An 18543-nucleotide genomic window follows, 5' to 3' on the forward strand; every position below is an offset into this window, starting at 1 on the left:
CCTGTGCGGGTTGTTCGGAGGACTGAATGGCTCCGAGCTTGCGGCGGGTGGCGGCGATGCCGGCGCTGCGCCTGCGGGTTCGCGCGGCGCGGGACGCGCTGGACCGGCCGGTGCGCTGGGTGGCCGTGAGTGAGCTGGAGGACCCGACGCCGTTCCTGGAGGGCGACGAGCTCCTGCTGACCACGGGGATGCGGCTCGGCCCCCGGGACGCCGAATCGTACATATCAAGACTTGTCGCCCGAGGGGTGGCCGGGCTCGGGTTCGGCGTCGGCCTCGGGCACGAGGACGTGCCGCCCGCCTTCGTCGAGGCCGCCGCCGACGCCGGCCTGCCGCTGTTCGAGGTGCCCCGGGAGACGCCGTTCATCGCGATCGGCAAGGCCGTCAGCGAGCTGCTCGCAGCCGAGCGGTACGAGGAGCTGAGCGACGCGTTCGCCGCGCAGGGACGGCTCACCCGCGCCGCGCTGCGGGCCGGGGGCACCGGCGCGGTGGTGGAGCGGCTCGCCAAGGAGATCCACGGCTGGGCCGTGCTGCTCGACGACGCCGGCGAGGTGCTGTGCGCGGCGGGCGAGGGCGCCACCGAGGGGGCGCGGGTCGCGCGGTGCGAGGTGCGCAGGCTCCTGGCCCCCGGCGCGCCGTCCAGCCTGGCCGTCTCGGGGCCGTCCGAGCATGTCATCGTGCAGCCCCTCGGGGACCGGCCCCGCGTGCGGGGGTTCTTCGCCGTCGGCGCCGAGCGGCCGTTCTCGCCGGTCGGGCACACCGTCGTCAACACCGCGGGCTCGCTGCTCACCCTCGCGCTCGAACAGGGACGGGTGCGGCTCGCCGCGACGCGCCGGGTCCGCGCGGCCGCGCTGCGCCTGCTGCTCACCGGGGACCGGCGATCGGCCGAGGAGGTCCTGGAGGCGGCGGGCCTCCCGGACCCGGCCAGACGCGGCGCGGGCTTCCCGGACGGGCGGGTGGTGGTGCTGGCCTGCGAGCCGCGCGACGCGGAGGCGCTCCAGGACGCCCTGTCGGGCTTCGCCGCGCCGTGGGAGGACGGTCTGGTCGTGGCGCTCGCCGCGCAGGACGACGCCGAGGCGGTCGTCACGCTGGCCTCGTCCCACGGCCGGGTGGGGGTGAGCGGGCCGGTCGAGGCGCCGGACGTCGCCGCCGGGCTGGACCAGGCCCGGCGCGCGCTGGCGTCCGGGGCGACCGTCATGCGCTTTCCCGACCTCGCCGGCCAGGGACTGCTGTCGCTCGTGGACCCGGGCCTGCTCGCCGGCTACGCGTCCTCGCTGCTGGCCCCGCTGCGGGAGTACGGCTCGCGCGCCGACCTGGTGGAGTCGCTGCGCGCGTACCTCGCCTGCAACGGCCACTGGGACGCGGCGGCGCAGCGGCTCGGCGTCCACCGGCACACCCTCCGCTACCGCATGCGGCGGGCCGCCGAGCTGCTCGGCCGCGACCTGGACGACCCGGCCGCGCGCGCCGAGCTGTGGATCGCCCTGTCCGCGCCGGAGCCGGACATGGGGTGAAACGCCGGGCTAGAGGGGGCTCGGCAGGCTGTCCTTCTGGACGAGGTAGCGGCTGATGGCGGCCAGCGTGACGGACAGGTAGACCCGCTCGTCCCTGAGGTGACCGGCGCGTTCCAGGCTGACGGCCCCCTGTGCCGCGGCCCACAGGCAGTCGGCGATCTTGCGCGGCTGGGTGGGGACGAGGTACCCGGCGGAGATGCAGTCGGCGATGGCGCGGTCGAGGACGTTCACCGCGGCCCTGGCCAGGGTGCGCGCCCGCTCGCTCGGCTCGAAGCCCGGGATCGCCTTCTCGAACATGACGCTGTAGTAGCCCGGTTCGGCCAGGCATGCCTCGCGGTAGGCGGGGCCGAGCGAGGTGAGGTACTCAAGCGGGTCGGGGTGGCGCGGCACGGCGGCGAGCCTGAGCCGGAAACGCTCGAACCCTTCGAGGTAGAGCGCCTCCGCGAGCCCTTCCTTGTTGCCGAACATCGTGTAGACGACCGTGGTGGAGCAGCCGGCCTCGCTCGCGATGCGGCGCACCGTCAGGCTGTCGGCGCCGTGGGTCAGCAGGAGATCCCCCGCCACCTGGATGAGACGGTTGCGTATCTCGTCATGGGACGTCTGGTTTCCCAGTGCGTACGCCCCTTGGAGACCGAGCGGCGCCGGCGAACCCATGAGCGACCCAGACCCTTCTCACCAAGGGTCCCCGCGCGGACCCGCATCTGGACTTAACCACGTGTCAGAGGCTTCAAACCGACATGCAATAGAAAACCTTCTGAAATTGCGGCATGTCTGTTACAGAAAGGGGAAGTACCATGTCTTATGCGGATTGTAGCGGTCTGATCGGTCTCTTGTCCGTAGTGGAGTGGGGCTCCCTCCGGCTTCGTGACATACGGTCATGGTCATGGACGTACGCCCCTTCTGGCTCGCCGGTTCCCCCGCCCTGGGCGAGGCGGAGCTCACGGTGACCAACCCCCATGACGGCCGCGTCGCCGGCATCGCCTCCGTGCCGACGCCCGAGCAGACCGAGCGGGCCGTGGCGGCCGCGCACGCGGTCCGCAAGGAGGCCGCCGGCCTGCCCATCCACGTACGCGCCGAGGCCCTCGCCCACGTGTCCCGGCGCCTGGCCGAGCGCGCCGAGGAGATCGCCGCGCTGATCAGCGCCGAGAACGGCAAGCCCATCTTCTGGGCGCGTGGCGAGGTCGGCCGCGCGGTCGCGACCTTCCGCGTCGCCGCCGAGGAGACCCGCCGCTTCAGCGGCGTCGCCCAGCGCCTGGACACCGAGCCCGCCGCCGCCGGTCGCCTCGCCTACATCACGCGGCAGCCGCACGGTCCCGTGCTGGCGATCACGCCGTTCAACTTCCCGCTGAACCTGGTCGCCCACAAGGTCGCCCCGGCCATCGCCGTCGGCGCGCCGGTGATCGTCAAGCCCGCGCCCGCCACCCCGCTGTCGTCCCTGCTGCTCGGTGAGCTGCTCGCCGAGACCGGGCTGCCCGAGGGCATGTTCTCGGTCCTGCCGGTGCCCAACGACCGCGCCGGCTCCCTGGTCGAGGACCCGCGCCTGCCGGTGGTGTCGTTCACCGGCTCCGGGCCGGTCGGGTACGCCATCAAGGACCAGGTGCCGCGCAAGCACGTCACGCTGGAGCTCGGCGGCAACGCCGCGGCGGTCGTGCTCGCCGACGCCGACCTGGACTGGGCCGCGAGCCGTGTCGCGCTGTTCTCCAACTACCAGGCCGGGCAGAGCTGCATCGCCGTCCAGCGGGTGATCGTCGAGGAGTCCGTGCTGGACGCGTTCACGCCCAAGCTCCTCGCCGCGGTCGACTCTCTGGTCGTCGGCGACCCGGCCGACGAGAAGACCCAGGTCGGGCCGCTGGTGTCGGAGCAGGCCGCCGAGCGGGTCGAACAGTGGATCGCCGAGGCCGTCGAGGGCGGCGCCCGCGTCCTGGCGGGCGGCGGCAGGGACGGGGCCACCGTCGCGCCGACCGTCCTCGCGGACGTGCCCGCGGACGCCAAGGTCGTGTGCGAGGAGGTCTTCGGCCCGGTGCTGGTCATCCAGCCGGTCGCCTCGGCCGACGAGGCGTTCGCCGCCGTCAACGACTCGAAGTTCGGCCTGCAGGCCGGTGTGTTCACGCGCAGCCTCGACCTGGCCTTCCGCGCGAACAGGGAGCTGGAGGTCGGCGGGGTGATCATCGGCGACGTGCCGTCGTACCGCGCCGACCAGATGCCCTACGGCGGGGTCAAGGAGTCCGGCATCGGGCGCGAGGGACTGCGCTCGGCGATGGAGGACTTCACCTACGAGAAGGTGATGGTGCTCACCGGCCTCGTCCTGTAGGGCCTTCCGCGGCCGGGCCGCCGTCCGGATCGCCGCCGGGCGGCGGCCGCCGTGCCGCGCTCAAGGTGTGCTCAAGGTTTTGCTCAAGGTGTGCTCAGGCGCGCTCGGCCGTCTCGAACAGCCGCCGCGCCTCGTCGCCGAAATAGGGGCCGTACATGGTGCCCGGGTCGTCGCTGTACTTGAAGCTGCTGACCGACGTGACCACGCCCCGGCCGGTCGCGGAGTCGAAGGAGCTCAGCCAGGGACCGCCACTGGAGCCCGCAGTGAGGTCGCAGCGCATGCCCTGGTCCCTGGTCTGGTCGTGCGGGTCGCCGTGCAGCCCGCCCGAGCAGTAGACGAGGTGCTCGCCGTCGAAGGGCGGGTCGGCCGGGAAACCGAAGCCGAACGCCCGCATGCCGCGCGGCCGGCCGAACCCGATGTCCTGGCCGCCCACCACCTCGTTCAGGTGGCCGCGCTCCGAAACGTTCAACGCGATCATGGCGAGGTCCTGGCTGTCGTCGCCGCGCCGCGACCAGGTCTCGGGCACGAACATGCGCCGGGCCGTGAAGACGCCGTACGGCCTGCGCCCGGACTCGTAGCCGGGGACGAACGTCCAGTTCTCGGCCCACGCGCCCGCGCCGTCCTTCGCGCAGTGCCCGGCCGTGACCACGACGTCCAGATTGCGGCTGCGCACCGCGCCCGCCGAGCAGACGTAGTCGACGCCGCGCATGGTGAGGAACACCCGGCCGGTCGTGCGCGTGACCGTGCCGCCGGCCGCCCACCGCGCGCCGGTGACGCCCACGCCCGCCCCGCTCGCGCCCATCCGGCTGTCGCCGGGCCTCGCGGGGACGCCCGGCGGCGGACCGAGGGTCGCCCGCGCCTGCCGGACCACCGCGGCCAGGCGCAGCGGAACGGCGCCGGACGTCAGGGGGCCCAGCGCGGAGACCGGGCCCCGCAGGCCGGCGGGCAGCGCGAGAGCCATGCGCCGGGCGGTCCAGTACCCGAGCACGCGGCGCCGCTCGGCCGGGGTGCGCGCCGCCGTGTGCCCGACGATGCCGGAGGACCGCCTGGGCGCGAGCGGGGACGCCGAGGGGTCCGCGGGAGAGGAGTGGGACGTCCGTTCGTTCCTCGTGACGGCGCCCCCGGCCGCGGGGGAGGCCGCCGGGCCGCCGGGCGGGGCGTTCAGGAGCCCGGCGGCGAGCACCACGGCCAGCAGGGGGAGGATCGGGGTCATGGCTCCCGAGTCTGAACCACGTTCCGTGTCCTCGCGGATACTTTCGGTAAATCAGGTCGCGTCGGCGTTCTGGGCGGCCGTGTAGACCGCCTGGGCCTCGGGGCCGAAGTACGGGCCGAACATCCAGTAGGGCGCGAAGTTGTACTTGAAGCTGTTCACCGAGTTCAGCGTGCCCGCCCCGGTGCGCTCGTTGAAGCTCAGGAACCAGCCGCCGCCGCTGGAGCCGCCGGTCATGTCGCAGGTCAGCCCCTGGTCGGTCGAGATCAGGTAGTCCTCGAACACCCTGCCGCTGCAGTAGACCAGCCGGGACCCGTCGTACGGGCTCGCGGCCGGGTAGCCGAAGGCGAACATCTGCCGGCCCCGCGCCTGGTTGAACGCCACGCCCTGCCCGCCGACGACGTCGGTGAGCGACTGGCCGTTCAGAGGGGCGACGACGGCGGCGGCCATGTCGTAGTTCATGTCCTCGCCCGCGTTCCACTGCGGGGTGGTGAGCAGGTTGGTGGCCACCCACGTCCCGTACGGGCGGGCGCCGGCGTTGTAGCCGGGGACGAAGACCCAGTTGGTGTGGAAGGCGCCGCCGAGCTTCACGCAGTGCCCCGCCGTGATCACGACGCTCTTGTTCGCGCTGGTGACGGCGGTGCCCGAGCAGGAGGCGCTGCGGCCCTGGTAGGTGAAGAAGACCCGGCCCTCGGTCTTCACGATCGCGCCGCCCGCCGTCCACGACGCCCCGGAGGAGCGGGCGGATACGACCGAGGCGGCGGACGTGGCGGTGGGGGAGGCGGACGCGGAGGGGGTGGGGGAGGCGGTCACCGGAGGCGGGGGCGTGGACGGCGTCGAGGGGACGGCGGAGGGCTCGGCGTCCGCGCGCCTCAGGGTGGCGGAGCCCGGCATGAGGGTCGTCCCGGCGCCGCTCGGAGCCACGGTCGTGCGCCCGCCGCGCGTGCGGACCAGGTCGAGGGGCTTGGCGGCGGCCATCTTCGCCGGAGTCCAGAACTTCTTCACGACGCGCTGCTCGGTCGTGGTGTCGGCCGCGTCGTGGACGATGGGCCTCGGCGTGGCGGGCGGCCTGGCGGCGCCGGCGGCCGGGGCGGTCAGCACGATCCCCGCCGCCGCGGGGGACAGGGCGAGAACGGGGATGAGACGTCGTGCCGTGCGGTGCATACGGGTCCTCCTGGTGGTCGCGCTCGCCGGGCAGGCGGAGGCGGGGCGGCGCGCCCGTCCGGGGTGGCGAGGCGCGTGCTTCGGCGTGCCCGGCTCCCGCTTTTCGGGTGCCGTGTCTGACGCGGGACCGTAGTGCGGCTGATTGCCGCATTTCTCGTGATTCATCTAGACAGGTATGGCGAGATTCGGGCATTGAGCTGCTGTTTTCCCACCTGTCGCTCTGGTGACCGTTCGATGGCCCTGTGGAGGTGACGTGGCGGAGACGGGGAGGGAACGGGGCGGGCGGGCCGATAATGGGGGCATGCAGACCCCTGTCGCGGTTCCGGACGGCCTCGCGGGCCCCGCCGACCTGCCCGGCTCGTACGAGCCCCGCTCGATCGTCGTGCTCGGCTCCACGGGCTCGGTGGGAAGCCAGGCGCTCGACGTCATCGAGCGCGAGCCCGGCCGCTTCCGCGTCGCCGGGCTGGTCGCGGGAGGCGGCAGGCCCGACCTGCTCGCGCGGCAGGTCGAGCGGTTCCGGCCCGAGGTCGTCGCCGTCGCCGACGAGCGCGCCGTGCAGGCCGTGCGCGAGGCCGTCGGCGGGGTGCCGGTGCTGGCGGGGGCCGAGGGCGTCGCCGAGGTCGCCTCCTGGCCCTGCGACATCGTGATGAACGGCATCACCGGCGCGGTCGGGCTCACCTCCACGCTGGCCGCGCTGAAGGCGGGCCGGGTGCTGGCGCTGGCCAACAAGGAGTCGCTGATCATCGGCGGCCCGCTGGTGAAGCGGGCGGCCGGCCCCGGGCGCATCCTGCCGGTCGACTCCGAGCACTCCGCGCTCGCGCAGTGCCTGTGGGCGGCCGGTCCCGAGGGGTACGACCCCGGGGCGGTCCGGCGGCTGGTCGTGACGGCCAGCGGCGGGCCCTTCCGCGGGCGCACGCGCGCCGAGCTGAAGGACGTGACGCCCGAGCAGGCCCTCAAGCACCCCACGTGGGACATGGGGACGGTGATCACGATCAACTCGGCCACGCTGGTGAACAAGGGCCTGGAGGTGATCGAGGCCAACCTGCTGTTCGACATCCCCTTCGAGCGCATCACCGTCGTGGTGCACCCGCAGTCCGTCGTCCACTCGATGGTCGAGTTCGTGGACGGTTCGACGATCGCGCAGGCCAGCCCGCCGGACATGCGGCTGCCGATCTCCCTGACGCTCGGCTGGCCCGCCCGCGTCCCCGGCGCCGCGCGGCCGGTCGACTGGACCGCAGCCCACACCTGGACGTTCGAGCCCCTGGACGACGAGGCGTTCCCGGCCGTGGCGCTGGCCCGGCACGTCGGCGCCCTGGGCGGCACGGCGCCCGCCGTCTACAACGCGGCCAACGAGGCGTGCCTGGAGGCGTTCCTCGCCGGGAGGCTGCCGTTCCTCGGCATCGTCGACACGATCGAGGCGGTCGTCGGGGAGCACACCGTCTCCCCGTCCGGGTCGGTGGAGTCGGTCGAGGAGGTCCTGGAGGCGGACGCCTGGGCCCGGGCGCGGGCGCGGGAGCTGACCGGCTGACCGGCGCGGGGGGACGGTCGGCGTGCCGGGGGCGAATCCGCGATAAGTCCGGACACTTCCCATCTAAAGCCGTGAGGTAGGGCGATGTAGCCGCTTAATGCTTGAAGGTCACTTATTCGGTTATCTCTGTGTCCGGAACCCTAGGGTGCCCGGGGTTACCTAGACTGGACGCGTCTGAGCGCGTAGCCGAGCGACCAAGGTGCTGGAAAAGATGACATCTGTTGATCTGGGGATTCCCGCGGTACGGAGCAAGCCGATCGCCACGCGGCGGGTGTCGCGGCAGATCATGGTGGGGTCCGTGCCGGTGGGCGGCGACGCGCCGGTTTCGGTGCAGTCGATGACCACCACGCTGACCGCCGACGTCAACTCCACCCTGCAGCAGATCGCCGAGCTGACCGCCGCCGGCTGTCAGATCGTCCGGGTCGCCGTCCCTTCGCAGGACGACGCGGACGCGCTGGCGGCCATCGCGCGCAAGTCGCAGATCCCCGTGATCGCCGACATCCACTTCCAGCCGAAGTACGTCTTCGCGGCCATCGACGCCGGGTGCGCGGCCGTCCGGGTGAACCCCGGCAACATCAAGAAGTTCGACGACAAGGTCGGCGAGATCGCCAAGGCGGCCGCCGACGCCGGGGTGTCCATCCGCATCGGCGTGAACGCCGGGTCGCTCGACCCCCGCCTGCTGGCCAAGTACGGCAAGGCGACGCCCGAGGCGCTGGTCGAGTCCGCGCTGTGGGAGTGCTCGCTGTTCGAGGAGCACGGCTTCCGCGACCTCAAGATCTCCGTCAAGCACCACGACCCGGTCGTGATGATCCAGGCCTACCGCCTGCTCGCCGCCAAGTGCGACTACCCGCTTCACCTCGGGGTCACCGAGGCGGGGCCCGCCTTCCAGGGCACGATCAAGTCGGCCGTCGCGTTCGGGGCCCTGCTGGCCGAGGGCATCGGCGACACCATCCGCGTGTCCCTCTCGGCCCCTCCGGTCGAGGAGGTCAAGGTCGGCATCGGCATCCTGGAGTCCCTGAACCTGCGCGAGCGCGGCCTCGAGATCGTCTCCTGTCCCTCGTGCGGACGCGCCCAGGTGGACGTCTACACCCTGGCCGAGCAGGTCCACGCCGGCCTCGACGGGCTGAAGGTCCCGCTGCGGGTCGCGGTCATGGGCTGCGTCGTCAACGGCCCGGGCGAGGCCCGCGAGGCCGACCTCGGGGTGGCCTCCGGCAACGGCAAGGGCCAGATCTTCGTCAAGGGCGAGGTCGTCAAGACCGTCCCCGAGTCCCAGATCGTCGAGACCCTGATCGAGGAGGCCCTGCGTCTCGCCGAAGAGATGGGCGTCGACGTCGACCTGGACGACGAGGACGCGCCCGGCCCGGAGGTCGTCGTCCGATGACCCGCCCGGCGCGGGGCGGGCGGCGTCCGTCGTCCCTCGGGCCTGTCTCCGGCGGTCCCGGCCTTGGACGGTACCGGCCTTCCTGAGCGGTCGCCGACGGGTGTATGCAGGAAGAGTGCGATTTCGGCTAGGGTCGTCGGATCTCTCCCGGACATGGCTGTCCGGCAATGCCCTGCTGGCCATCCCACTCGCGCTGATCGTCGTCATCGCGGTCGCCGACATCGTCACCCCGGCCACGATCGAGCTCAGCCCGTTGCTGGTCGCCGCCCCGGCGATCACCGCCTCCTTCGCGGGGCCCAAGCTCACCGCGCTGGTCGGCGCGGTCGCTCTCGCCGTCCAGATCCTGCTCGAATTGCGCGCCGCTTCCCTGGGCTTCGGCGGCGCGCAGACGCAACTCGCGGCGCTGGCGCTGGTGTCGGCGTTCCTGGTGCTGTTCGCGACGGTCATCGATCGGCACCGCGAGGAACTGGTACGGGTCCGGTCGGTGTCGGAGGCCGCGCAGCGGGCGCTGCTGCGGCCCCTCCCCACCCGGCTCGGGTCCCTGCGGGTGGCGTCCATGTACCTGGCCGCCGAGCGGGAGGCGCAGATCGGCGGCGACCTCTACGCCGCCGCCCGCGCGGACGGCGGTTCCCGCCTGCTGATCGGGGACGTCCGGGGCAAGGGGCTGCCCTCGGTCTCGGACGCGGCCCTGCTGCTCGGAGCGTTCCGCGAGGCCGCCCGCAGTCACGCCACGCTGCCGGAGGTCGTGCGCTACCTGGACGAGAGCGTCCGGGCCGACCTGGAGGAGCACGCCGAGGAGTCCGGCGAGATCTCGGAGAACTTCATCACCGCCGCCGTCCTGGAGGTCCCCGAGGAGCTGCCCGTGGTCCACCTGATCGCCTGCGGACACCCGCCGCCGCTGATGATCCGCGATGGGCGGATCATGACCATGCAGGTCGCCACCCCCGCGCCGCCGCTCGGCCTCGGTGAGCTGGGCGACGACGCCGCATACCTGACCGAGACCTTCGACTTCAAGCCGGGCGACCTCCTCCTGCTCTACACCGACGGGGTTGTCGAGGCCCGCTGCCCCGCCGGGACCTTCTACCAGCTCGCCGACCGGCTCGCCTCCTGGAGCTGTGACGGCCCCGAGTCGCTGGTCGCGCACGTCCGCGACGATCTGCTGGCCCACGTCGGCGGGCGGCTCGGCGACGACGCGGCCATGGTCGCCATCCAGCGTCTCCCCGGGTGAGACACCCCGTCGCGGGGGTGTGAAGCGCCATCCAGCCCCGGTTCGGAGCAGTGCTCCCGATGGCTACAATGGGCAATCGCACGACTACGGATTGGTAAAGAACGGCTCGTGCGGGCGGTCGGGGGCGGTCCCATCCGGGAGCATCGCCTCTGTCCCAGGAGCGGAGGAGCAAGGGTGAGACGGGTTCTCGGAGTTGTCGTGGGCATGGCGGTGCCGATCGCGCTGGTCGCCGGCCTGACGTCAGGGGCGCGAGGGGCGGTGGCCGCCCCCCGCGACGCGGTGACGTGGGGGTCCTGCCCCGGGTCGAAGTCTGCGGCGACAGTCGAGTGCGCGACCGTGAAGGTGCCGCTCGACCCGGCCAAGCCGAACGGCCCGGCCATCTCCCTCGCCGTCAACCGCATCAAGGGCTCCGCCTCGCACGACCAGAACGGCCTCGGGGTGCTGCTGGTCAACCCCGGCGGCCCGGGGGCGTCCGGCGTGACGCTGGCCCGGTACGTCGCGGCGGCGCTGCCCAAGGACGTCGCCGCCCGGTACGACGTGATCGGCTTCGACCCGCGCGGCGTCGGGGGCAGCGAGCCGGCGCTGAGCTGCGTCGACCCCAAGAGGCACTTCGCCGCCCCCCGCGCCGACCAGGTGCCGAAGGACGACGCCGCCGCGGCGGCGCTGGTGGCCAGGGCCAAGGCGTACGCCGACGCGTGCGGGGCGCGCTGGTCGTGGCTGCTGCCCCACCTGACCACAGAGAACTCCGCCCGCGACATGGACGCGATCCGCCAGGCGCTCGGCGAGCAGAAGATCAGCTACCTCGGCTACTCCTACGGCACCTACCTCGGTTCGGTGTACGCGACGCTGTTCCCGAACCGGGTGCGGCGGCTGGTGCTGGACAGCGTGGTCGATCCCGAGGGCGTGTGGTACGACGCGAACATCGCCCAGGACTACGCCTTCGACCGGCGTCACCGCGAGTTCCTGGCCTGGGTGGCGCGGCACAACGACGACTACCACCTCGGCCGCACCCAGCCCGAGGTCTCGGCCGCCTACGCCGCGATGCGCGAGCGGCTCGCCGCCAGGCCGGCCGGCCCGGTGGGGCCCAGCGAGCTGGACGACATCTTCACCGTCGGCGGGTACACCGACATCGTCTGGCCGCAGCTCGCCGCCGCCTTCGCCGCCTACGCCAAGAAGGGGCAGCCCGACGGGCTGGTGACGGCCTACCGGCAGCACGTCGACCACGATGCCGCCGCCGAGAACAACTACGCGGTGTACCTCGCGGTGCAGTGCCGCGACGCCGAGTGGCCCCGCGACTGGGCGCGCTGGACGGCCGACACGGCGAAGGTGGACGCCAGGGCGCCGTTCATGGCCTGGCCGAACGCCTGGTACAACGCGCCGTGCGCGTTCTGGCCCGAGAAGGGCGGCAAACCCGTCCACGTCGGCGACGCCGCCGGCCACCTGCCGCCGATCCTGCTCGTCCAGTCCCACCGCGACGCCGCGACGCCGTACGCCGGCGCGCTGCGCGTGCGCTCCCGGTTCCCGAGCGCGCGGCTGCTCCAGGAGGGCGGCGGCAACCACGGCGTGTCGCTCGGCGGCAGCCCGTGCGTCAACCGCTACCTGGCCGCGTACCTGCGGGACGGAAGTGTCCCGGGAGGCGCCCAGCGGCAGCCGGGACGCAGGGCGGACGCCACGTGCGCCGCCGGTCCGGAGCCGCGGCCGCTGCCCCCGGCGGAGCGCGGGGCCGGCCACCTGCGGCTGACCAAGGTGATCGCCGGCCAGTAGGGTCGCTTCGTTCCAAAATCGGGCCGGTCGCGTAGGCTAATGCGCGTGATGCTGCGAACATCGGCGTCGCGCGTGCTCGACGACCAGGACCGTGACGAGGTGCTCACGATCCTCGACGCGGACCCCGTCGCCAACGTCTTCGTCGCCTCCCGCGTGCGATCGGTCGGTCTCAGCCCGGCCCGTCTCGGTGGGCAGATGTGGGGGTTCGGCCCGCGCGGTGGGATGACGTCTCTGTGCTACTCCGGGGCCAACCTGGTTCCGGTCAACGCGGGACCCGAAGCCGTCCAGGCCTTCGCGGACCGCGCCCGCAGGCAGGGCCGCCGGTGCTCTTCGATCGTCGGCCCGGCGGAGGCCGTGGAGAAGCTCTGGGAGCGCCTGGAGCCGTACTGGGGCCAGGCGCGGGCGATCCGCTGGGCCCAGCCCGTCATGGCGACGTCCTCGCCGTCGCCCGTCCCACCCGACCCCCTCGTGCGCCAGGTCCGTCCCGACGAGTTCGCCACGCTGCTGCCCGCATGCGTGGCGATGTTCACCGAGGAGGTCGGCATCTCTCCCGACCTCGGGGACGGCGGCGCCCTCTACCGCTCGCGGGTGGCCGAGCTGATCCGCATCGGCCGCTCGTACGCTCGCATCGAGGACGGCCAGGTCGTCTTCAAGGCGGAGGTCGGGGCGGTGACGCCACAGGTGTGCCAGATCCAGGGCGTGTGGGTGCATCCGGACCGGCGGGGCCAGGGGCACGCGGTGGCGGGCATGGCGGCGGTCGTCGATCAGACGCTGCGTCACGTCGCGCCGGTGGTCTCGCTGTACGTGAACGACTTCAACGTCGCCGCGCGGGCCGCGTACCGCAAGGTGGGCTTCAAAGAGGTCGACACCTTCATGTCCGTCCTGTTCTGAGCGGCCGGTCCGTCCCCGGCGCCGCGGTGGAGCGGCAGGGGACGGGGTGGCCTGGCGGCGCCGGTAACCTTGGCGGGTGATCGAACTGGTGACCGCGACGCGGTACGTGACCCCGCTGCGGGAGGGCGGGTCACTGCCGGGCGTCGTCGAGGCGGATGATCTAGGCACCTATGTCGTGAAATTTCGCGGCGCCGGGCAGGGGCGCCGGGTGCTGGTCGCCGAGATCATCTGCGCGGAGCTGGCCCGGCGGCTCGGCCTGCGCACTCCCGACCTCAAGATCGTCGATCTCGATCCGCAGATCGGCGCCCGTGAGCCCGACCAGGAGGTCCAGGACCTGCTCAAGGCCAGCGAGGGCCACAACCTCGGCGTCGACTTCCTGCCCGGCGCGCTCGGCTTCGACCCCCTGGCCTGGACGCCCGACCGCGACTTCGCCTCCCGCCTGCTCTGGTTCGACGCCCTGATCCACAACGTCGACCGAAGCTGGCGCAACCCGAACCTGCTGGTCTGGCACGGCGACACCTGGTTGATCGACCACGGCGCCGCCCTGTGGTTCCACCACAACTGGCGCACGGCCGACCCGAGGCGCGCGTTCGACGCCCGCGACCACGTGATGGCGCCGTTCGCGAAGCGGCTCAAGGAGGCCGACGACGAGCTGCCCGGCCTCATCACCGAGGACCTCCTGCGCACGGTCACGGCACTGGTCCCGGACGAGTGGCTGGACGACGAGCCGGGCTTCGACGACGCCGCCGCCGTCCGCGACGCCTACGTCGACCACCTGCTCACCCGCGCCGCCGCCCCCCGCGCCTGGCTCCCGGAGGTGGCCGCGTGAAGGACGTCTACGAGTACGCGGTGATCCGGGTCGTGCCGTGCGTCGTGCGCGGGGAGCTGATCAACGCGGGCGTGATCCTCTACTGCCAGCCCCGTGACTTCCTGTGCGCCCGCACGGAGCTGGACGAGCGGCGGCTGAGGACGCTCGACGAGGACGCCGACGTCGAGGGGGTGCGCAGGGCGCTCGCGGCGTACGAGCGGGCCTGCGCCGGTGAGTCCGAGGCGCTGCGCGCGCAGTCGCTGGGCAGCAGGTTCCGCTGGCTGACCGCGCCGCGCAGCACGATCGTCCAGGCCGGCCCCGTGCACGCCGGGCTCACCGCCGATCCCGAGGCCGAGCTGGAGGATCTTCTCGACCGGTTGGTGCGCCGGGCCACGCACACGCGATAGACGATCAGGGCAAGCCGTCCCGGGACCGGCCGGGCACCCCGGCTCGATTCGCGCCCCCCGCGCGCCCGTGCCGACGAAGGGCAAGCTCGACTCCACCGCTCCGGGTCACTCCGGGGCGTCCGGGCCGGCCGGGGGCACCCACCACATGTGCCCGCCCGCGATCTCCTGGTACACGTCCAGCAGGTCCTTGGACGTGATCACGCTGCGCGACTCGGCCGCGGCCCAGGTGTAGACGCCCCGCGCCATGGCGGATGTCTCCTGCCGCACCCGCAGCGTGTAGACCCGGGCCCTGATCTCGTGCACCTTGTGGTCGTGCGGGTCGGCCTGCATGGCGAACTCGGCGAGCTGGCAGGCCAGCCGCAGGTCGCCGTCCGCCGCGGCGGTGGCGGCGCGCGCCGCGAGGGCCGGGGCGCCGCCGGACAGGCCGGCCAGCGCCCGGGCGAGCACCTCGTCCCGGGCCGGCTTGAGGTGGGCCGGGTTGCCGTCGTGCCAGCCGCCGTAGAGCCGCCAGATGTTGCGCACGACGAACTCCGGCTCGTCGTAGTGAGGCTGCAGGTACGGCCGGCGGGCGAGCTCCTCCGGGGGCCGCACGGCCTGGACGATCTCGTCCAGCCGGGCCCCCGCGTTCATCAGCTCCAGCGTCTGCTCGACGAGGCTGTCCAGGTAGTCGGCGGTGTCGATGAGCGCCTGCCGCACCCGGGCCGCCCCGGCGATGGGCAGGCCGTGCCCGGGCAGGAGCACCTCGGCGTCCAGGGCCGCCATCGTGCGCAGCGCGACCGCCCACTCGTCGGGGTAGCGCTGGGCCTTCTGCGGGTTGCCGGCGTTGGGCGTGACCCAGACGAACAGGTCGCCAGTCAGCAGCACGCCGCGCTCGGGCAGGTACGCCCAGGTGGCGTCGTCGGTCTCGCCGCGCGCGTGCCGCAGCGAGAAGGTCACGTCGCCGAGCGAGACGGTGAGCCGGTCGTGGTAGGTGAGGTCGGGCTGCCGGTATGAGATGGGCCATCTCAGGCCGGAGAAGCCGAACTGCCTCTGGTTGATCACCGTGTTGTACCCGGCGGTCCTGGCGTACCGGGCGAACCGGGCGGCGACGTCCTCGTGCGCGACCACGAGCGGGCGCGGGCCGTCGTCGCGCTCGAACGGGCGCAGGCCCGCGACATGGTCGAAGTGCCCGTGCGAGAAGATCGCGTAGCGGACTGGCTCGTCCGACCAGGCGCGCATCGCCGCGTGCATGGTGGGCGCGTCCACGAGGTTTCCCGTGTCGAACAGAGCCAGACCGCCATCGCCCCTGATGCCGTACACGTTGCCGAAGGCGGGCCACATCACCACGCCCTCGGCGACCTCCTGCACCCCCCTCGAGCGCAGGTCCCGCAGCGGCACCGCCTGCGGGCTCACCACCCCCCGCCAGACGCTGTCGGCGTGGTCGAGGATCGGTGATCTCATGCCGACAAGCCTGACCCGGGCGGCCGGGCCGCCGCAGTAGGGAGTTCCCTACATCTCCGGATCTTTGCCCATCCCGTGCCCTCCGCGGGGAATCCGCCCCACAGCTCGCCGCCCTACACCTCGCCGCGCTCGTAGGCGAGGGCCAGTTCCACGCGCGAGCGCAGCCCGGTCTTGGCGTACACCCGCGACAGGTAGACCTCCACCGTCTTGCGGCTGTAGTGCAGTTCCTCGGCGATCCGCGGGTTGGACAGCCCGTCCGCGACCAGCTCGACGACCCGGCGTTCCGCGGCGGTGAGCGCGGTGGACGGCGCCGGGGCGAGCCCGGCCTCCCGGAGCCGGTAGGCGGCCCGGTCGCGCCAGGGCGCCGCGCCCAGGTCGCCGAACATCCCGTGCGCCCGCACGAGCTGCCGCCCGTCCCCGATCACGCCGAGGACGTACCGCGCCCGCGCCTCCTCGAACTTCAGGCCGTCGGCGCGTGCGGTCTCCAGCGCGGCCTCGGCCCGGGAGGCGTCCTTGAACACCGCGGCCGTCGCCAGCGTCCCCATCAGCCGGGCGCGTGGCGTCCCCGTGCGGGCCGACTCGGCGAGCGTGACGGCGGCCGTGCGCGCGCCGTCGTCGTCTCCCGCGACGATGAGCATGACGACCCGGACCCCGAGCGCGCGGTGGACGACGTCGGGAGGCCCGTCGCGGACGGCCTCGTCGAGTAGCCGCGCGGCCGTCGCCCGGTCGCCGAGGGCGTAGAACGCACGCCTGGCCCTGAACATCTTCCGCAGCGACAGCTGGTAGACGCAGTTCGGCGGCGGGTCGGCCAGCAGGGGCTCGGCCGCGTCGTAGCGGCCCTGGTCGAGCAGGATGTCCAGCTCGACGTTGCGCAGCAGGGCGGCGTTCTCCCGCAGCCCGGCGTCGGCGAGGGCGACGGCGTCCACGCGCAGGTCGCGGAGCGCGTGCTCCCACTCGCCGCCGAGCCTGCGCACCACCGCCATCGTGCGCACGTGCTGGCCGGCGATGTCGCGCCAGCCGAGCCCCTTGTAGATGCGCTCGGCCTCGGAGAGCAGGCCCAGCGTACGGGTGCGCACGCCGCCGCTCGCCAGGATGTGCGCCGCCGACTCCAGCGCGGCCAGCCGCGCGCCGGGCGGCAGCGCCGCGGACGCCGACAGCAGCGTGTCCAGCGCGCGCTCGGTCGCCGCCCAGTCGCCCCTGATCATCGCGTCGCCCGCGAGCGCGCTGAGCGCGATGACGAGGTCCTCGGGCGGGCAGGTCCCCACCGTCTTCCACGCCTCGGCCACCAGCGCGCGGGAGTCGATTCCGAGCTGGGTGCCGATGACCGCGCGCTGGGCGAGCAGCGCGGTCCGGTCGTCGGCGACCGGGAGCTGCTCGGCGACGATCGACATGGCCAGCTCGTAGCGGCCCATCGCGTGCGCGGCGTTCACCATCGTGTGGGCGGTGCGGGTGTGGCGGCGTCCGGGCGTGAGCACGGCGAGCGCGGCCTGCCCGGCGCGCAGCGCCTCCACGGGACGCGACCCCTTCCAGTACGACAGCGCCTGCCGGGCCAGCAGGACGCCGCGTTCGGCGACGGGGGCGAGTTCGGCGGCCCTGCCGTACCAGTGGCCGGCCGACAGCGGAGCGGTCCAGCGGGTCACCTCGGCGGCGCGGAGCACGGCGGGCAGCGCCTCGGCGCTCGTGCCACCCTCGGCCAGGTGGGACGCCCACTCCAGGACGCTGCGCGTCCCGCCCAGGCCCTGCCGGTGCAGCAGGGCGGCGATGCGGGCGTGCACGCGGCGGCGCTCGGCCGGGCCGAGGTCGGCGTACAGCGCCTCGGCGACCAGGGGGTGGGCGAACTCGAAGGTGTCGTCGTCGAGCGGCAGCAGCAGCCCGTCCCTGACCAGCCCGTCGAAGGCGCGCTCGGCCTCGCCGACCTCCAGTCCGGCGATCTCGGCCAGGTCGGGCAGGTCGGCCATGCGCGCGGGCCGGGTGCGGCGCAGCGCGGCGAGCACGCGGGCCAGGCCGCGCCCGCCGCGGTCGCGCTGGAACAGGCGGCCGAGGATCGCGCCCCTGCGCGGGCCGGGGTAGGCGGACTGCACCGCGCCGCCGTGCACGAGCGTCAGCACGGCCTCGCGGACGAACCACGGGTTGCCCCGGCTCACGTCGTGGACGTGCCGGACTATGGCGTCGCTCGGCGTGCGCCCGAGCAGGCCGGTGACCAGCGCGGCGACCTCGCCGAACGACAGCGGGCTGAGCCCGGCCACGATGTCGGCGTCCATCGCCGGTAGCCGCCGCGCCGTCCCGGCCACCGCGAGCCCGTACACCCGGCGGGGGAGCAGGGACAGCGCGCCGAGGGTGTCGGGGTCGGCCAGGTGCAGGTCGTCGATGGCGAGCAGGGTGCGGCCCGGGAGCCGCCGCAGCAGGTTGGCCGTGCGCACGGCGGGCGCGACGCCGAGGACGCCGAGCGCGGCCTGGTCGATGGCCTCCACCAGCTCGGTGTACGGCTCGCTCGTGGCCGGGTCGTCGCGCAGCGGGCCGAGCGCCTCGGTGAGGGAGGCGTACGCGAGGCCGCTGCCGAAGTCGCGCGCCTGCCCGTGGAGCACGCGGTACCCCATGGACCTGGCCAGCTCCTCGGTCTCGGCCAGCAGGTGCGTCTTGCCGATGCCGGCCTCGCCATGGAGGAGAAGGGTGACGGGCGGGTCGAGGAGCGCGGTCTCGAACCGGCGCAGGATCGCGGCGCGGTCGGCGCCATCTAAGTGTTCGGTCACCCTTCACCGCCCCGGGCCGCCGTTCGCGGCACCGCGCGGGGGACGGCGGGCGCGGCGGGGAGGGTTCGGCGGGGGGTGTCATCGGCATGTGGGGGTGGGGTCATCGGCTCACTTCTCGGCGCGTCGATTTCTCTGGGTATTCGCGCTCCACCG

14 protein-coding genes are annotated in these 18543 nt (G+C 73.5%); 9 read left to right on the forward strand and 5 right to left on the reverse strand.

Translation table 11 applies throughout. The features are described 5' to 3' along the window. Positions 1 to 26 precede the first annotated feature (26 nt). Positions 27 to 1508 (forward strand): PucR family transcriptional regulator, encoded by a 1482-nt coding sequence (locus AB0H21_RS17475; RefSeq protein ID WP_358517343.1) that lies wholly within the window; start codon positions 27 to 29, stop codon positions 1506 to 1508. Between the two features lie 9 nt (positions 1509 to 1517). On the opposite strand, the gene AB0H21_RS17480 is transcribed toward AB0H21_RS17475, so the two are convergent. Continuing rightward, positions 1518 to 2162 (reverse strand): TetR/AcrR family transcriptional regulator, encoded by a 645-nt coding sequence (locus tag AB0H21_RS17480; protein ID WP_358517345.1) that lies wholly within the window; start codon positions 2160 to 2162, stop codon positions 1518 to 1520. A 229-nt stretch (positions 2163 to 2391) separates the two neighbouring features. Here AB0H21_RS17480 and AB0H21_RS17485 point away from each other — a divergent pair, with 229 nt between their 5' ends. Next, positions 2392 to 3819, forward strand: coding sequence for an aldehyde dehydrogenase family protein (locus AB0H21_RS17485; protein WP_358517347.1), 1428 nt, complete (start codon positions 2392 to 2394; stop codon positions 3817 to 3819). A 94-nt stretch (positions 3820 to 3913) separates the two neighbouring features. Here AB0H21_RS17485 and AB0H21_RS17490 read toward each other — a convergent pair whose 3' ends face one another. Together AB0H21_RS17490 and AB0H21_RS17495 are read right to left on the reverse strand one after the other, a co-directional pair. Then, complete coding sequence (locus AB0H21_RS17490) at positions 3914 to 5032, reverse strand: hypothetical protein (RefSeq protein ID WP_358517349.1); 1119 nt, start codon at positions 5030 to 5032, stop codon at positions 3914 to 3916. Positions 5033 to 5083: 51 nt separating this feature from the next. Then, a complete protein-coding gene (locus AB0H21_RS17495) occupies positions 5084 to 6193 on the reverse strand; it encodes a peptidase (RefSeq protein WP_358517351.1) in 1110 nt (369 codons plus the stop codon). Positions 6194 to 6494: 301 nt separating this feature from the next. On the opposite strand from AB0H21_RS17495, the gene dxr reads away from it, so the two are divergent. The 7 genes from dxr to AB0H21_RS17530 all read left to right on the forward strand — a co-directional run bounded on the left by dxr (position 6495) and on the right by AB0H21_RS17530 (position 14200). Next, positions 6495 to 7721, forward strand: coding sequence for a 1-deoxy-D-xylulose-5-phosphate reductoisomerase (gene dxr / locus AB0H21_RS17500; RefSeq protein ID WP_358517353.1), 1227 nt, complete (start codon positions 6495 to 6497; stop codon positions 7719 to 7721). A 211-nt stretch (positions 7722 to 7932) separates the two neighbouring features. Beyond that, positions 7933 to 9102 carry a flavodoxin-dependent (E)-4-hydroxy-3-methylbut-2-enyl-diphosphate synthase gene (gene ispG / locus AB0H21_RS17505; RefSeq protein WP_358517355.1) on the forward strand — a complete coding sequence of 390 codons (1170 nt, stop codon included), beginning with the start codon at positions 7933 to 7935 and terminating at the stop codon, positions 9100 to 9102. A 115-nt stretch (positions 9103 to 9217) separates the two neighbouring features. Further along, complete coding sequence (locus AB0H21_RS17510) at positions 9218 to 10330, forward strand: PP2C family protein-serine/threonine phosphatase (protein WP_358517357.1); 1113 nt, start codon at positions 9218 to 9220, stop codon at positions 10328 to 10330. Between the two features lie 174 nt (positions 10331 to 10504). Beyond that, entirely contained in the window at positions 10505 to 12094 is a 1590-nt protein-coding gene (locus AB0H21_RS17515; protein ID WP_358517358.1) for an alpha/beta hydrolase, read from the forward strand. A gap of 48 nt (positions 12095 to 12142) precedes the next feature. Beyond that, positions 12143 to 12985 carry a GNAT family N-acetyltransferase gene (locus AB0H21_RS17520; protein WP_358518019.1) on the forward strand — a complete coding sequence of 281 codons (843 nt, stop codon included), beginning with the start codon at positions 12143 to 12145 and terminating at the stop codon, positions 12983 to 12985. A gap of 76 nt (positions 12986 to 13061) precedes the next feature. Beyond that, positions 13062 to 13814 (forward strand): HipA family kinase, encoded by a 753-nt coding sequence (locus AB0H21_RS17525; RefSeq protein WP_358517360.1) that lies wholly within the window; start codon positions 13062 to 13064, stop codon positions 13812 to 13814. Beyond that, the gene (locus AB0H21_RS17530; protein WP_358517362.1) at positions 13811 to 14200 is read left to right on the forward strand and encodes a DUF3037 domain-containing protein; all 390 of its coding nucleotides are present in this window, start codon (positions 13811 to 13813) and stop codon (positions 14198 to 14200) included. The genes AB0H21_RS17525 and AB0H21_RS17530 overlap by 4 nt, the downstream gene beginning before the upstream one ends. Positions 14201 to 14305: 105 nt before the next feature. Here the strand turns inward: AB0H21_RS17530 and AB0H21_RS17535 are convergent, their stop codons facing one another. Both AB0H21_RS17535 and AB0H21_RS17540 read right to left on the reverse strand, forming a co-directional pair. Continuing rightward, positions 14306 to 15640, reverse strand: a complete 1335-nt coding sequence (locus AB0H21_RS17535) for an alkyl sulfatase dimerization domain-containing protein (protein WP_358517364.1) — start codon at positions 15638 to 15640, stop codon at positions 14306 to 14308. Between the two features lie 113 nt (positions 15641 to 15753). Further along, complete coding sequence (locus AB0H21_RS17540) at positions 15754 to 18390, reverse strand: LuxR C-terminal-related transcriptional regulator (protein ID WP_358517366.1); 2637 nt, start codon at positions 18388 to 18390, stop codon at positions 15754 to 15756. Positions 18391 to 18543: the final 153 nt, after the last annotated feature.

This window comes from Sphaerisporangium sp. NPDC051011 (assembly GCF_040653595.1).
Classification (GTDB): domain Bacteria; phylum Actinomycetota; class Actinomycetes; order Streptosporangiales; family Streptosporangiaceae; genus Sphaerisporangium.

What these genes read in the sequence shown, in the direction of transcription:
- AB0H21_RS17535 (WP_358517364.1), bottom strand. Translation starts at nt 15,640, where the DNA reads ATGAGATCACCGATCCTCGACCACGCCGACAGCGTCTGGCGGGGGGTG.
- AB0H21_RS17480 (WP_358517345.1), bottom strand. Translation starts at nt 2,162, where the DNA reads ATGGGTTCGCCGGCGCCGCTCGGTCTCCAAGGGGCGTACGCACTGGGA.
- AB0H21_RS17485 (WP_358517347.1), top strand. Translation starts at nt 2,392, where the DNA reads ATGGACGTACGCCCCTTCTGGCTCGCCGGTTCCCCCGCCCTGGGCGAG.
- ispG (WP_358517355.1), top strand. Translation starts at nt 7,933, where the DNA reads ATGACATCTGTTGATCTGGGGATTCCCGCGGTACGGAGCAAGCCGATC.
- AB0H21_RS17495 (WP_358517351.1), bottom strand. Translation starts at nt 6,193, where the DNA reads ATGCACCGCACGGCACGACGTCTCATCCCCGTTCTCGCCCTGTCCCCC.
- AB0H21_RS17490 (WP_358517349.1), bottom strand. Translation starts at nt 5,032, where the DNA reads ATGACCCCGATCCTCCCCCTGCTGGCCGTGGTGCTCGCCGCCGGGCTC.
- dxr (WP_358517353.1), top strand. Translation starts at nt 6,495, where the DNA reads ATGCAGACCCCTGTCGCGGTTCCGGACGGCCTCGCGGGCCCCGCCGAC.
- AB0H21_RS17520 (WP_358518019.1), top strand. Translation starts at nt 12,143, where the DNA reads ATGCTGCGAACATCGGCGTCGCGCGTGCTCGACGACCAGGACCGTGAC.
- AB0H21_RS17475 (WP_358517343.1), top strand. Translation starts at nt 27, where the DNA reads ATGGCTCCGAGCTTGCGGCGGGTGGCGGCGATGCCGGCGCTGCGCCTG.